This window comes from Sphingomonas citricola (genome assembly GCF_019429535.1).
Lineage (GTDB): Bacteria > Pseudomonadota > Alphaproteobacteria > Sphingomonadales > Sphingomonadaceae > Sphingomonas > Sphingomonas citricola.
In genome coordinates, this window is record NZ_JAHXZM010000003.1 from 182,331 (window position 1) to 196,560 (window position 14,230).

Sequence of the window (14,230 nt, forward strand, 5' to 3'; positions counted from 1 at the left end):
GTGACCCCAGGGCCAAAACACCACGCCGGCCCCATGCCGGACGCGGTATCCAGACGCGCCGATCGCTCGCGGGAGGGCCAAGACGCCAATGCGAAAAGGGCGCGAGGGGACGAGCCCGCCGCGCCGTGCCTCCGCGAAGATCAAACTCGCTGGACCGAGCGGCTATACGCGAGCGCGGCGATACAGGCAAGCAGCCTCACGCGGGCGGGCGGCGCGCCTCGACTAATGCGATCGCCTTCGCGATCGAGGCGTCGATCGAAAGAAAGCTGGTGTCGAGGAGTGCTGCATCCGCAGCGGGGACGAGCGGAGCGGCCGAGCGGCTGCTGTCGCGTTCGTCGCGAGCGCGGATGTCGGCGAGCACCTGATCATAGGTGACGGTGCTGCCGCGGTTGCGAAGCTCGTTATGGCGGCGCTGCGCGCGGATCGTCGGGGTCGCGCGGACGAACAGCTTCGCGCGTGCGTCGGGGGCGATCACGGTGCCGATGTCGCGTCCGTCGAGCACCGCGCCACCTTCCTGATGCGCGAACCGTTTCTGCCGCTGGAGCAACGCTGCGCGGACGAGCGGATGCGCCGAGACGATCGAGGCAAGCTGTCCGACATCGTCGTCGCGCAGGCCGGGATCGGCGAGGGTGCGATCGTCGAAATCGCAGGCAGCCACCGCGTCCGCCTCTTTGGTAGGATCGAGCTCCATCCGGCGGACGGTGGCAGCGACCGCGCGGTAAAGGAGACCGGTATCGAGGTGCGGCAAATGGTAGTGTCGCGCGAGCGCTTTCGCGATCGTACCCTTGCCCGACGCAGCGGGGCCGTCGACGGCGATGATCATGCGGAGGCTCCGGTAAGGTCGGCGAGTTGGTCGAAGAAGACGGGATAGCTGGTCGCGACCGGCGATACGTCGTCGATGGTAACGGGCGCGCGGGCGTGGAGCGCCGCGATCGTCATGCTCATCGCGATGCGGTGATCGAGGTGGGTCGCGACGCTGCCGCCGCCGGGGATCGCGTCGCCGCGGGTGCCGTCGATCGACAGGCCATCGTCGTGTTCGGTCACGGAGACGCCGTTTGCCTCGAGTGCGGCGCGCATTGCGGCGATGCGGTCGCTCTCCTTGACGCGCAGTTCGTCCGCGCCGCGCGCGACCGTCCGGCCAGCGGCGAAGGCAGCGGCGACGAACAGCGCCGGATATTCGTCGATCATCGACGGCGCGAGATCGTGCGGAACGGTAATCGCGCTCAAGGCGGCGTGGCGGACACGCAGGTCGGCGACGGGCTCGCCGCCGACGGTGCGCGGGTCGAGCTCTGCAATATCGGCGCCCATCATGCGCAGCGCGGTGACGAGCCCGGCGCGGGTCGGGTTGAGCCCGACATTCTCGATCACGACGTCGCTTCCCGGCACGATCGACGCGGCGACGAGCCAGAATGCAGCGGACGACGGGTCGCCGGGGACAACGATCCGTTGCGGGCGCAGCTCTGCCTCACCGGTGATCGAGATGACGCGACCGCGCGCGGTTTCCTCGACCTCGACCTGTGCGCCGAAGCCCGCGAGCATCCGCTCGCTATGGTCGCGGGTCGGCACCGGCTCGATCACGCGGGTAATGCCGGGGGTATTGAGCCCCGCGAGCAGGATCGCTGACTTCACCTGCGCTGAAGCGACCGGCAGCTCGTACTCGATCGGCACCGCCGGGCAGAGCCCGCGCAGCATCAGCGGCAGCCGTCCGCCGGGCGATGCGGTGATGTCCGCGCCCATGCGCGACAAGGGCGTGATCACCCGCTCCATCGGGCGCGCCGACAGCGAGGCGTCGCCGGTGAAGGTCGCGGTGATCGGATGCGACGCGACCAGCCCCATCAGCAGCCGCGTCGAGGTGCCCGAATTGCCCATTTCGAGCGCGGCGGCGGGTTGCAGCAGTCCGCCGACCCCGACGCCGTGGATCGTCCACACACCGCCGGCGTCACGCTCGATCCGCGCCCCCATCGCACGCAGTGCCGCGGCGGTGGCGAGCACGTCCTCGCCCTCCAACAGCCCCTCGACGCGGCTTTCACCGACTGCGAGCGCGGCGAGCATCAGCGCGCGGTGGCTGATCGACTTGTCGCCGGGAACGCGGATACGCCCGGCAAGACGCGAGGCGGCGGGAACGGTCAGAGGGGAGGGCTGGGGATGCGGCATCCGCGCCGCTTGCCAGCCGGGTTGTGCTATGGCAAGGCGCGCCCCACTTCGCAGGGCCGACCTGCAGAACCACCCATCCGAAAGGCTTTCACGGCATGATCCAGCCGGAATGGGGCACGAAGCGTACGTGCCCGAAATGCGCGACGCGTTTCTATGACCTGACCAAGGACGACCCCGTCACCTGCATCAACTGCGGTTATGCGTGGGCGCCCGAACCGATCCTGAAGTCGAAGCAGCCACTGCCGTTCGAGGCGGCGAAGACGGACAAGCAGGACGCCGACAACGATCTCGCCGGTGACGACGAGGATATGGATCTGGCGCCGAACGACGACGAGGAACCCTCGGCGGACGACGAGGTCGATCTGGGCGGCGACGACGACCTGGGCGTCGAAGCGCGCAACGACGACGACGAGAACTGATTTTTTCGCATCGGCTTGGCAAATGGTGCAATCCACCGCTTGCCAAGCCCGCAGCGCCCGGCTAGTGGGCGCTTCCCAACGGAATGGGGCCGTAGCTCAGCTGGGAGAGCGTCGCAATGGCATTGCGAAGGTCAGGGGTTCGATCCCCCTCGGCTCCACCATTTCCGTAGGTCCGCGGGACCTTTTGCTGCATCGCTAGATCAATGCGCTGGCTTTGCTGGTTCTTAGATCTTGTCTTCATTGGCTGCGGCGAGCCGTTAACAGCGATGTAAGTGGGCCGTCGGGTTTAGCCCGGCGAACCCGAGCCGTTATCGCGCTAATTGACTTCGATGGCGGCGCACGCGCCGCCGCCGCGTCTGGTGGACGCCATCGGTTTTAGCGCTGACAAACCTCGATCGGACCCCCGATTGCCGCGGCGATGCTTCCGGCTACGGCGGATTTGCGCACGACGTGATCCGCAGATCGTGTCGCGCGCAGGCTTGGGCCACCCAAGAGGGAGTCAGGTAATACCGCCGTCCCGCTCGGACGTTTTACAGCCCGAAGCGGATCGTCGCGCGCAGGTCGCGGCCGACGAGGGGGGCGAAATCCTTAAGGAAGCTCGACGCACGCCGCGCGTTGACGTCGAAGATGTTGTTCGCGCTCAGCACCAGTTGCGTCTTGTTCGCCCGGCCGAACGGGGAGAAGGCGAGGCTCGCGTTGACGAGCGTGTAATCGTCGGTGCGGGTTTCGAACGCGGCGGTGCGGTTCTGCTGGAACAGATGCTCGACCTCGGCGCGCGCGGTGAAGGCGTCGCCCTGCGCCTCGAGCCCGCCCAACATGCGCGGCGCCGGGATGCGTGGCACGGGGCCCTGATCGACGACATTGGCGTGGACGTAGTCGCCCAGCACGTCGGCGTTGATCCGCGTGGTACCGAGCGTGAACAGGTTCGCCGATAGGTCGGCCTCGAACCCGTAATAGCGCGCATTCGCCTGATCATATTGGAAGCAGGGCAGGTCGACCGTGCGACCGACCGCGCCGAACTGTACCGCGGCAGCGGCGCAGACCGCGGCATCGACCTGGTTTTCGTAGATGAAGTTGGTGATCCAGTTGTAGTACGCCGATGCGTCGAGATTGAAGCGATCGTCGTGCGCGTGGAGCGTCGCCTCCAGCCCCCAGCTTCGTTCGAGCCGGAAGTCGGGATTGCCGAGCTCATACGCCTGCGTGCCGGCGTGGCCGCCGTTGGCGAACAATTCCTCGGCCGAGGGTGCGCGCTCGGTGTAGGAGCCGTTGACGCCCAGGCGCAGTCCGTCGGAGCCGTAGCTCGCGCCGAGCGAGCCGGAGAAGGCGCCGTAGCTGCGCGTGCCGGTGAAGAAACGCTGGTCGAGGTCGGTCTTCGCGGCCTGATCGGTCCATTCGTAGCGCGCACCGGCCTCGGCCTTCAGACGGCCGAAGTCGAACTGCTGCAGTGTGAACAGGCCGGTCTGGTTGGTTTCGTTGCGCGGCAGGAAAGCCTCGTCGCCGACGACGTTGAATTGGCGATTGAAGTATTGCACGCCTGACGCGCCGGACCAAGCGCCGCGGCGTGCCTGCACCAGTTCGAGACGCCCCTCCAGCCCGTTGTTGTAGAAAGCGGTGCCGACCGCGCCATCGGGTTCGAGTTCGAAGTGGCGGTAGGTAGCCTGGCCGGCGCGGATGCGGATGCGGTCGAGGAAGCCGCCACCGGTCTCGACCTCGCCGCGCAGGTCGACGCGGTTCTGCACCAGATCGAGCCTCGGCGCCTCCTGCGCCTGACCGACCGCGGTCGCGTAGCGGATCGGGATGCCGTAGACGCTGTCGTAATGGCTGTAGCTGATGCCGAGCTGACCGGTGTCGGTGATGATGCTCGCGCCGACCCCGGCGGTCCACGTTTCGGACTGGGTGTTGGGCAGCTTGCCCCGGATCGCGGCGTTGGCTGCGAAATCGATCGGCTCCTCGCCGGGGGCGACGTCCTGTGGCAAGCCGACCTGGCTGAGCGCGGCGGCGCGCGCGGCGCGCGAGAGTGCGTAGCCACCGATGCGCAGATTGTCGGTCTTCAGGTACGATCCGTCGGCGTGGACGACCAGATGCTGCCCGACCGCGACATCGCCGGCGAGTTCCCCCGATCGCTCGTTTGCGGCCGAGCCGTAATTCGCGATGCCGCTCAGGCGATAGCCGTTCTCGGGAACGGTACGCGGAATGCGCGTGTCGACGACGTTGACGACGCCGCCGACCGCGGAGGAACCGAACAGCAGCGCGCTGGGGCCCCGAAGCACCTCGATCCGCTCGGCGAGCAGCGGGTCGACGACGACCGCGTGATCGACGCTGGTGTTCGACACGTCGATCGCGCCGATGCCGTCGGTTAGGACGCGGATGCGCTCACCCTGGAAACCGCGCAGGATCGGGCGCGATGCCGAGGGACCGAACGAGGTCGCAGACACGCCGGGCAGGCGCGACAACGTTTCGCCGATCGTCGGACGCAGATCGCGCGTCAGCGCCTCGCCCGAGAGGACCGAGGTTCCCTGCAGCACGTCGCGCTCGCTGCGGGTGACGGGCGCGGTGACGATCACGTCACCGACCGCCGGCTGGCGCGCGGAGGTGGCGACGGTGGCCGATCCGGCATCCTGCTCGACATTGGTCGCGGCCGTACCGCCCGAGGCAGATTGCGCGAAGGCGGGGGTCGCGGCCGCGATCGCGGCGATGCTGGCGGTGGCACGCAGGAACTTGGTCATCATGGCTTCCCTGAACAGGTGCCGCAGGGCGTAGAGGGTCGAGGAAGCCACATCAAGCGCTATGTTACATCATCGCATTGAATTAGGGTGGAAGGCCTATGTGTCGGCGCGCAGGCGGTAACCGACGCCCAATTCGTTCGCGATCACGCTGCCGACGGGGGCAGGGGCTTCGAGTTTCTGGCGCAGGTTGCGGATGACGATGCGGAGATAGTCGATCCGCGGATCCTCCTCGCCGCGCCACGCCGCCGCGATGATGCGGTCGTGCGTCAGCACGCGGCCGATGTTGCGCGCGAGGATCGCGAGGACGTCATATTCCTTGCGCGTCAGATGCACATCCTCGCCGGCGCGGCGGACGACGCGGTGGTGGAGGTCAATCGCGAGATCGCCGCGCTGCACGATCTCGGGCACGGGTTCGGCGGCGGCACGGTGACGTAGCGCGGCGCGTAGCCGGGCGAGCAATTCGTCGGTGTCGAACGGCTTGGTGACGTAATCCTCGGCGCCGAGGTCGAGCGCGGCCACCTTTTCATGCGTCGCCTCGCGCGCGGAGACGACGATGACCGCGCGCTCGCCGTTCGCGCGGAGCAGCGGGATCAGTCCCAGACCGTCGCGGTCGGGCAGACCGAGGTCGAGCAGCACCGCGACCGGCTGCGCCACCTGCGCCTGCGCCAGCGCGTCGCGTCCGTCGCGCGCCTCCGCCACGCCATACCCTTCGCGTTCGAGCGTGTTGCGTAGCAGCCGCCTGATCGCGACCTCGTCGTCGACGATGAGGATCGTATCGGTCATCAGGTCACCTCGGCAGGCAGCGCGTCGCGGACGATCAGCGCGGCGGGGAAGGTGAGGGTGAAGGCCGCACCAACGTGTTCCGCGCGATTGGCGGCCTCGACCGACATGCCCATCGTGTCCGCGAACGCCTTGACGATGGCGAGGCCGAGCCCGGTGCCGCCGACGGCACGATCAGAGCCCTCGAGCCGGCGGAACGTTTCGAACACCTCGGCCTCGCGGCCGGGGGGCAGGCCGGGACCCTGGTCGAGGACGGACAAGCGCAACTGCCCGTAGCGGTGCGCGCCCTCGATCACGACGTCGGTCCCCGGATCGGCGTAGCGACCCGCATTGTCGAGCAGGTTGAGGAGGCAATGGTGGAGCAGTTGCGGGTCAGCACGGACGAGCGGCAGATCGGGCGGCACGTTTAAACGCAGTTTGTGCCCCTCGAGCGCCCGACGCGCGTCGTGCGCGGCGCCGGTGACCGCGTCGCTCAGGTCGATCGCCTCGACGTGGAGCGTCAGCGCCCCCGCCTCGACCCGCGCCATGTCGAGCAGATTGGCGACGAAGCGGTTGAGGCGGTTCGCCTCCGCCCTGATCGTCGCGACGAGGTCGGGTGCCGCGGCTGCATCGAGCTGGTCGGCGGCGGCGAGAACGGCGGTGAGGGGGGTGCGCAGGTCGTGGCTGACCGAAGACAGCAGCGCCGCGCGCAGGCGGTCGCGGGTGCGGACCGCATCGACGTCGCGCATCTCCGCTTCAAGCCGCAGACGTTCAAGCACCAGTGCCGATTGATCGATCAGGCTGGAGAGGAGCGGCAGGCGATCGGCGCGGATCGGATTACCGCGCGCGTCGTGCGCCGCGCCGAGCACGCCGAGGACACGGTCACCGGCCTTGAGCGGCTGGAACAGCCATTCGGAGGCGGTGAGCGTTTCCGACCCCTTGCCCGCGGTGGTGGCGTTGTCGAACGCCCAGCCGGCCGCGGCCTGATCCATCACCTCCAGCTTGTAATCGGGGTCGCTTGCGGCCTGTACCGCCAGCCCGCCGCCCGGTTGCGGCATCATGACGACGACGTGGACGCCGAACAGCCGCTTCACGTCGTCGCAGATGATCTGCGCGGCCTGGGTGACGTCGTTGACGCTGCCGAGCTGGCCGAGGAAGCCCGCGAGGGTCGCGTTGGTCCGCGCGCTGCCCGCTGCGAGATCGGCCTGCGCGCGCACGCGTGCGTTCAACTGGCTGGTCGCGACCGCGACGCCCAGCAGCACGATGATCGAGACGACGTTCTCGGGATTGCTGACGGTCAGCGTGCCGGTCGGCGGCAGGAAGAAGAAATTGTACGCGAGGCTGGAAGCGACGCCCGCGAACAATCCCGTCCGCAGGCCGAAGAAACTGGCCGCCGCCATGACGGGCAGCAGGTAAAGCAGGGCGACGTTGCCGAGGTCGAGCACGTGGAACAGCGCGCTGGCGAGCGCGGTGACAGCGGCGACCGCGGCGAGGGTGAGGGCATAGCCGGTCGGCGTTCCCCAGTCCGACCGGCGTGATCGCGTGCCCGCAGGAGGCGTGTTCGCAACCTCGACGGGGACGACGTGGACCGTCACGCCGGGGGTATCGCGCACCAGACGATCGACCACCGAGCCGTGGCGCAGCTCGAACCAGCGCGAGCGCTTCGACTTGCCGAGCACGAGTTGGGTCGCGCGCGCATCGACGAGAAAGCGCTGGATCCCTTGGATCACCGACGACGCCGGCACGGTCGCGATCGCGCCGCCCAGATGCGTCGCGAGCCGCATCGCCTCCGCCACGCGCGCGTGTTCGACGTCGGAGAACCCCTGCGTCCGCGGCGTCTCGATGAACAAGGCGGTCCAGGGCGCCTTGAGCGCATCGGCGACGCGTTTCGCGGCGCGCACCAGCCCGTCGGCGCCCGGCAACTCCGACACCGCGACCACGATGCGGTCGCTGCCCGCCCAGGTGCCGCCGACGCCGAGGCTGCGGACGTGATCGAGCATCTGCGCATCGACCGCCTGCGCGGCGCGCCGCAGCGCCAGTTCGCGCAGGGCGGACAGGTTCGATTTGGAAAAGAAGTGCCCGAGCGCGCGCGTCGCTTCCTGCGGCAGATAGACCTTGCCCGCCTTCAACCGCTCGATCAGTTCGTCGGGCGGGATATCGACCACCTCGATCTCGGCGAGCTCGAAGATGCGGTCGGGGACGGTTTCGCGCACGCGGACGCGGGTGAAGCTCGCCACCACGTCGTTCAGGCTCTCGACGTGCTGGATGTTGACGGTTGAATAGACGTTGATCCCCGCCGCGAGCAATTCCTCGACGTCGCCGTAGCGTTTGGGATGTCTGGAGCCGGGGGCGTTGGTGTGGGCGAGTTCGTCGACCAGCACGAGCCGCGGCGCGCGCGCGAGGATCGCGTCGAGATCCATTTCGAGCAGCGTGCGACCTTCGTAGACGACCGCGCGGCGGGGGACGATTTCCTGCCCGCGGGTGAGCGCCTCGGTTTCGGCCCGGCCGTGGGTTTCGACGACGCCCACGACGACGTCGACGCCGTCCCGGCGTCGCGCCGCGCCTTCCGACAGCATCTCGAACGTCTTGCCGACGCCGGGGGCGGCACCGAGGAAAATCTTCAAACGGCCGCGACCCTCCTGCGCGGCGGTGCGCAGGAGGGCGTCAGGATCGGGTCTGCCGCGACCGTCGGTCATCGCCGCGCGCGTTGATCCAATGCGCGGTTCAGCGCCAGCACGTTGACGTGATCGTCGCCGAACAGCGACGTCTCGACATGCTGAGTGATCATCCGGTCGAGCGAGGCCCGATCGATTCCGCGCACCCGCGCGACACGGGCGATCTGCGCACGTGCCGCGGCGGGCGACAGATCGGGGTCGAGCCCCGACCCGCTCGCGGTGACGAGATCGGCGGGGACGGCGCCGGTCACACCTTCGGCGCGGCGTTTCGCCACGTCGGCGGTCACGCGGTCGCTCAGCGCCCGCGCGCTGGGGCCGAGGTTCGACCCCGACGAGGCGAGCCCGTCATAGCCCTTACCCGCGGCCGACGGGCGCGTCTGGAAATAACGATCGCTGGCGAACGCCTGTCCGACCACGGTGGAGCCGATCACGCGCCCGCCGGCATCGCGCACGAGGCTGCCGTTCGCCTGAGCGGGGAAGACCATTTGCGCGGCGCCAGTGATCGCGAGCGGATAGGCGAGCCCCAGCAGCGCGGCGAACAGGATCGTCATGACGATCGCCGGCCGCAGCGCCGAAGTCAGATCGCGTGTCATCGTCGTACCCATGTCCATCACTCCTTACGCGAGCCCGAGCCCGCCGACCACGAGGTCGATGATCTTGATGCCGATGAACGGCGCGAGCAGGCCGCCCAGACCGTAGACCGCGAGGTTGCGCGCGAGCAGAGGCCCCGCCGCCATCGGCTTGTACGCGACGCCCTTCAGCGCGAGCGGCACCAGCAGCGGGATAATCAGCGCGTTGAAGATGATCGCGCTCAGGATCGCCGATTGCGGCGTCGCCAGCCCCATGATGTTGAGCACGCCGAGCCCCGGATAGAGCGCGACGAACATCGCCGGGATGATCGCGAAATATTTGGCGACGTCGTTCGCGACCGAGAAGGTGGTCAGCGCACCGCGCGTCATGAGCAGCTGCTTGCCAAGGCCCACGACCTCGATCAGCTTGGTCGGGTCGCTGTCGAGGTCGACCATGTTGCCCGCCTCGCGCGCGGCCTGCGTGCCGGTGTTCATCGCGACGCCGACGTCCGCCTGTGCGAGCGCCGGCGCGTCGTTGGTACCATCACCGCACATCGCGACGAGCTTGCCGCCGGTCTGCTCCTTGCGGATCAACGCCAGCTTGTCCTCAGGCGTCGCCTGCGCGAGGAAGTCGTCGACCCCTGCCTCGGCGGCGATCGCGGCGGCGGTGAGCGGGTTGTCGCCGGTGATCATCACGGTGCGGATGCCCATCGTGCGCAGTTCGCCGAAGCGTTCGCGGATCCCGGCCTTCACGACGTCCTTCAGGAAGATCGCGCCGAGCAGGCGGCCGTCCTTCGCGACCGCGAGCGGGGTGCCGCCGGCGCGCGCGATCTCGTCGGTGATGCGGCGCAGCTCGGTCGCGGCCGCGGTCGCGACCGACCCTTCGTTGGCGCGCAGGATCGAGTCGACCGCGCCCTTCTGGATCACTGTGTCGCCGAAGCGGACGCCCGACACGCGCGTCTGCGCGGTGAAGGGGATGACCTCCGCACCATCTGGCATCGCGCGGTGCAGATCGAACCGGTCGCGCGCGAGCACGACGATTGAGCGGCCCTCGGGCGTTTCGTCGGCGAGGCTGGCGAGGAGGGCGGCCTCTGCCAACTCCGCGTCGCTGGTGCCACCGACGCTGCGGAACTCGCTCGCCTGACGGTCGCCGATCGTGATGGTGCCCGTCTTGTCGAGCAGCAGCACGTCGACGTCACCCGCCGCCTCGACCGCGCGCCCCGATTTCGCAAGCACGTTGAAGCGGACGAGCCGGTCCATGCCCGCGATGCCGATCGCCGACAGCAGCGCGGCGATGGTCGTCGGGATGAGCGTGATGAGCAGCGCGGCGAGGATCGCGACCGGGATGCTGCCGCCCGCAAAGGATGCGAAGCCCGGAATGGTGCCGACCGCGATCAGGAAAATGATCGTCAGGCCGACGAGCAGGATCGTCAGCGCGACCTCGTTCGGGGTCTTCTGCCGCTCCGCACCCTCGACCAGCGCGATCATGCGGTCGAGGAAACCCTTGCCGGGTTCCGCGGTCACCTTCACGCGGATTTCGTCGGAGATGACGCGCGTGCCCGCGGTGACGGCGGAACGGTCGCCGCCCGCCTCGCGGATCACCGGCGCGCTTTCCCCGGTGATCGCGGCTTCGTTCACCGAGGCGACACCGGAGACGACCTCGCCGTCCGACGGGATCAGGTCGTTGGTTTCGACCAGCACGATGTCGCCGACCTTCAGCTGGCTGGCGGGGACGTCGTCATATTGGCGGCCGTCGCCCTTCAGCCGCTTGGCGACGAGTTCGGCCTTGGTCGCACGCAGCGACGCGGCCTGCGCCTTGCCCCGGCCCTCGGCCAGCGCCTCTGCGAAGGTGCCGAACAGCACGGTCAGCCACAGCCAGACCGCGAGCTGCGCTTTGAACGCGATGCTGAGGTCGTCGTGCCCGACGACGAGGAGAATCGTCATCAGCAGCGCGACGGCGGCGGTGACGAACATGACCGGGTTGCGGACGAGCTCGGCGGGATTGAGCTTCAGGAACGAGGCCTTGATCGCGGGCACGACGAGGTCGGCCGTGAACAGGCTTTTTGCCGAGGATCTTTGGGATTGGGATTTTGCCATGATGGGCCCCGTGTCAGAACAACTGGCCGCGGATCATGCTGAGATGATCGGCGATGGGACCGAGCGCAAGGCTCGGCAGGAAGGTGAGGCCGCCTAGGACGAGGATGATGCCCACCAGCAGGCCGACCCACAGGCCGCCCGTGGTCGGGAACGACCCCGCGCTCTCCGGCGTGTACTTCTTCGCCGCGAGGCTGCCCGCGATCGCCAGCATCGGCACGATGATGAAGAAGCGGCCGACCCACATCGCGACGCCAAGCAGCCCGTTATAATATGGCGTATTGGCGGTCAGGCCGGCGAAGGCCGAGCCGTTGTTCGCGACGGCGCTGGTGAAGGCATAGAGGATTTCGCTGAACCCGTGCGGCCCCTTGTTGAGCGGCCCCGCGAGCCCCTGTTGCAGCACCGAAGACAGCGCGGTCAGCCCCAGGATCATGAGCGGCAGCACCGCGATTGCGAGCACGGCGAGTTTCACTTCGCGCGCCTCGATCTTCTTGCCGACATATTCGGGCGTCCGCCCGACCATCAAGCCGGCGACGAACACCGCGAGGATCGCGAACAGCAGGAAGCCGTAGATGCCCGCGCCGACGCCGCCGATCACGACCTCGCCCAATTGCATGTTGAACAGCGGAACGAGACCACCCAGCGCGGTGAAGCTGTCGTGCATCGCGTTGACCGCGCCGCACGATGCGGCGGTCGTGACGACGGAGAAGAGCGCGCTGGCGGCGACGCCGAAGCGTACCTCCTTGCCCTCCATGTTACCGCCCGCGACGCCCAGCTGGTGCAGGATCGGATTGCCCGCCGCCTCCTGCCAGTAGCTGACGCTGACGCTGGCGAGGAACAGGATCACCATCGCTGCGAGGATCGCCCAACCCTGGCGCGTGTTGCCGACGGCCTTGCCGAACGTCCATGTGAGGCCGAACCCGATCAGGAAGATCGACAGCATCTGGACGAGATTAACGAGCGCGGTCGGGTTCTCGAACGGGTGCGCGGAATTGGCGTTGAAGAAGCCGCCACCGTTGGTGCCGAGCATCTTGATCGCTTCCTGGCTGGCGACGGGGCCTAACAGGATCGACTGACGCGCGCCCTCCAGCGTCTGCACGTCGACGACGCCCGCCATCGTCTGCGGCACGCCCGAGGCGACGAGGAACAGCGCGTAGACGATGCAGAGCGGCAGCAGCAGGTAGAGCGTGACCCGCGTCACGTCGGCCCAGAAATTGCCGATCGTCGCTACACTGCGCCGCGCGAAGCCGCGAAACAGCGCGAAGGCGAGCGCGATGCCGGTCGCCGCCGACAGGAAATTGTGGATGGTGAGCCCGAGCATCTGGCTGAGGTTCGACATCGTCGCCTCGCCGCCGTAGCTCTGCCAGTTGGTGTTGGTGGTGAAGCTGACCGCGGTGTTGAATGCGAGGTCGGGCGACAGCCCGGCGAGCCCCTGCGGATTGCCCGGCAGCACGCCCTGCAATCGCAGCACGGCGTAGGTCAGGATCAGCAGCGCCACGTTGAACAGCAGCATGTGGAGCGCGTAGCGGCGCCAGCCCTGCTCGGCGTTCGGATCGATGCCCGACAGTTTGTAGAAGCCGCGTTCGACCGGCCCCAGCACGACGTGGAGCGGCGTCCGCCGGCCCTCGTAGAGCGCATGGAGCCACATGCCGACGGGTTTGGTGAGCGCGAGGAGGATGCCGGTAAAGGCAATGATCAGGAACCAGCCCTGAATGGTCATGGTACCGCTCCCTTCAGAAGCGTTCGGGGCGGATCAGTACCGCCACGAGATAGACGAGAAGGCCGAGCGCGGTCAGCGCGGCGAGCCACAGGTCGAGCGTCATGTCAGCGCCCCCTCACGCGTGGTCGCAAATGCGCGCGTAAGCGAGCGTGAGCGCGACGAGCCCGATGATGATCGCGATCCAGAGGAGGTCGTTCATCGATATTGCCTTTCACGCTCAGAAAGCGGCGGTCAGCGAGACGACGATCGTGCCGTTCGCGATGTTGCCGGTGCCGTCCTGCCCCTTGCTGAAGCTGGGGCGCAGATAGGCGGCGTCGCGGTTGGAAATGTCGGTGTCGACGTAGCTGACGTTGAAGGTCAGGTTCCGGTACGTCGCGTCGGCGCCGAGCGACCAATCCCAGTACGCGCCGGTCGGCGACACCGCGGTCGCGTTGGGGCCGAGGCCGTCCTGGCCCCAGCTGTGCCCGACATGCGCCTTCGCGGTGATGGGGGTGCCCGGGACCGCGGCGGCGCCGTCACCCCATAGATAGAGGTTGTCGTCCTTCGCGCCCGGCCGGTTGTAGACGCCCGCCGCGGCATCCGCCCCGGTGTTGTACCATTTGCCGATCGCCTGCTGTTTCGGCGCGTAGGCGACACCCGCGGTCAGCGTGGCGGGGCCGGCGGTGCCGGTCAGCTTGGCATAAGGCTCTGCGAAGTCGGTCTTGTCCGCGCCGCCGGGATACACGTACCAGGTGAGCCCGACGTCGAGCGTCGCATTGTCGGCGAGCTTCGCCTTGTAGCCGCCGATCAGGTCGAGCTCCATGTTGGCGCCGCCGAACGTCCCCCAGCCGGCGAGGTTCGATCCCCAGGTACCGACATACAGCCCGCTGTCGTGCGACACGGTGATCCCGCCCTGTACCGCCATTTGACGGTCGGACTGCGACACGCCGCGGAAACGATAGTCGGAGACGATCGCGGCCGATCCGCTGACGGTGATCGCGGGCGGCGGCGCCTCGGGCGCCGCGGTATCGGGCTGACCCGCGGATGCCGTCTGCGCCTGCGCCGCCAACGGGTGCACCAGCAGCGCCGCCGCCAGCACCGGACCATATATTCTCATTTCTCGCCCCACGTCCGA

The 14,230-nt window shown here is 68.3% G+C and carries 11 protein-coding genes and 1 tRNA gene; 2 read left to right on the forward strand and 10 right to left on the reverse strand.

The window, feature by feature from the left end:
* Nucleotides 1–196: 196 nt before the first annotated feature.
* Entirely contained in the window at nucleotides 197–823 is a 627-nt protein-coding gene (locus KZ810_RS08565) for a (d)CMP kinase (RefSeq protein ID WP_219768642.1), read from the reverse strand.
* On the reverse strand, nucleotides 820–2,154 hold the full coding sequence (gene aroA / locus KZ810_RS08570) for a 3-phosphoshikimate 1-carboxyvinyltransferase (RefSeq protein ID WP_219768643.1): 1,335 nt from the start codon (nucleotides 2,152–2,154) through the stop codon (nucleotides 820–822). Before aroA ends, KZ810_RS08565 begins: the two co-directional genes overlap by 4 nt.
* 95 nt (nucleotides 2,155–2,249) lie before the next feature.
* On the opposite strand from aroA, the gene KZ810_RS08575 reads away from it, so the two are divergent.
* Both KZ810_RS08575 and KZ810_RS08580 read left to right on the forward strand, forming a co-directional pair.
* Nucleotides 2,250–2,573: a TIGR02300 family protein gene (locus KZ810_RS08575; RefSeq protein WP_219768644.1), complete on the forward strand. Its 324-nt coding sequence runs from the start codon at nucleotides 2,250–2,252 to the stop codon at nucleotides 2,571–2,573.
* A gap of 85 nt (nucleotides 2,574–2,658) precedes the next feature.
* A tRNA-Ala gene (locus KZ810_RS08580) sits at nucleotides 2,659–2,734 on the forward strand.
* Between the two features lie 369 nt (nucleotides 2,735–3,103).
* Here the strand turns inward: KZ810_RS08580 and KZ810_RS08585 are convergent.
* From KZ810_RS08585 to KZ810_RS08620, 8 genes are all read right to left on the reverse strand, one after another.
* Nucleotides 3,104–5,302 carry a TonB-dependent receptor gene (locus KZ810_RS08585; RefSeq protein WP_219769050.1) on the reverse strand — a complete coding sequence of 733 codons (2,199 nt, stop codon included), beginning with the start codon at nucleotides 5,300–5,302 and terminating at the stop codon, nucleotides 3,104–3,106.
* 93 nt (nucleotides 5,303–5,395) lie between these two features.
* On the reverse strand, nucleotides 5,396–6,082 hold the full coding sequence (locus tag KZ810_RS08590) for a response regulator transcription factor (RefSeq protein ID WP_219768646.1): 687 nt from the start codon (nucleotides 6,080–6,082) through the stop codon (nucleotides 5,396–5,398).
* Complete coding sequence (locus tag KZ810_RS08595; protein ID WP_219768648.1) at nucleotides 6,082–8,754, reverse strand: DUF4118 domain-containing protein; 2,673 nt, start codon at nucleotides 8,752–8,754, stop codon at nucleotides 6,082–6,084. Before KZ810_RS08595 ends, KZ810_RS08590 begins: the two co-directional genes overlap by 1 nt.
* Entirely contained in the window at nucleotides 8,751–9,326 is a 576-nt protein-coding gene (gene kdpC / locus KZ810_RS08600; RefSeq protein ID WP_219769051.1) for a potassium-transporting ATPase subunit KdpC, read from the reverse strand. The genes KZ810_RS08595 and kdpC overlap by 4 nt, the downstream gene beginning before the upstream one ends.
* 24 nt (nucleotides 9,327–9,350) lie before the next feature.
* Complete coding sequence (gene kdpB, locus KZ810_RS08605) at nucleotides 9,351–11,399, reverse strand: potassium-transporting ATPase subunit KdpB (protein WP_219768650.1); 2,049 nt, start codon at nucleotides 11,397–11,399, stop codon at nucleotides 9,351–9,353.
* Nucleotides 11,400–11,412: 13 nt separating this feature from the next.
* Nucleotides 11,413–13,116, reverse strand: a complete 1,704-nt coding sequence (gene kdpA, locus KZ810_RS08610) for a potassium-transporting ATPase subunit KdpA (protein WP_219768651.1) — start codon at nucleotides 13,114–13,116, stop codon at nucleotides 11,413–11,415.
* Between the two features lie 13 nt (nucleotides 13,117–13,129).
* Entirely contained in the window at nucleotides 13,130–13,219 is a 90-nt protein-coding gene (gene kdpF, locus KZ810_RS08615; protein WP_037531783.1) for a K(+)-transporting ATPase subunit F, read from the reverse strand.
* A 114-nt stretch (nucleotides 13,220–13,333) separates the two neighbouring features.
* Nucleotides 13,334–14,212, reverse strand: a complete 879-nt coding sequence (locus tag KZ810_RS08620) for a TorF family putative porin (protein ID WP_219768653.1) — start codon at nucleotides 14,210–14,212, stop codon at nucleotides 13,334–13,336.
* Nucleotides 14,213–14,230 lie beyond the last annotated feature (18 nt).

Coding starts and splice junctions, on each gene's coding strand:
- KZ810_RS08565 (WP_219768642.1), bottom strand. CDS start 823: ATGATCATCGCCGTCGACGGCCCCGCTGCGTCGGGCAAGGGTACGATC.
- aroA (WP_219768643.1), bottom strand. CDS start 2,154: ATGCCGCATCCCCAGCCCTCCCCTCTGACCGTTCCCGCCGCCTCGCGT.
- KZ810_RS08575 (WP_219768644.1), top strand. CDS start 2,250: ATGATCCAGCCGGAATGGGGCACGAAGCGTACGTGCCCGAAATGCGCG.
- KZ810_RS08585 (WP_219769050.1), bottom strand. CDS start 5,302: ATGATGACCAAGTTCCTGCGTGCCACCGCCAGCATCGCCGCGATCGCG.
- KZ810_RS08590 (WP_219768646.1), bottom strand. CDS start 6,082: ATGACCGATACGATCCTCATCGTCGACGACGAGGTCGCGATCAGGCGG.
- KZ810_RS08595 (WP_219768648.1), bottom strand. CDS start 8,754: ATGACCGACGGTCGCGGCAGACCCGATCCTGACGCCCTCCTGCGCACC.
- kdpC (WP_219769051.1), bottom strand. CDS start 9,326: ATGACACGCGATCTGACTTCGGCGCTGCGGCCGGCGATCGTCATGACG.
- kdpB (WP_219768650.1), bottom strand. CDS start 11,399: ATGGCAAAATCCCAATCCCAAAGATCCTCGGCAAAAAGCCTGTTCACG.
- kdpA (WP_219768651.1), bottom strand. CDS start 13,116: ATGACCATTCAGGGCTGGTTCCTGATCATTGCCTTTACCGGCATCCTC.
- kdpF (WP_037531783.1), bottom strand. CDS start 13,219: ATGACGCTCGACCTGTGGCTCGCCGCGCTGACCGCGCTCGGCCTTCTC.
- KZ810_RS08620 (WP_219768653.1), bottom strand. CDS start 14,212: ATGAGAATATATGGTCCGGTGCTGGCGGCGGCGCTGCTGGTGCACCCG.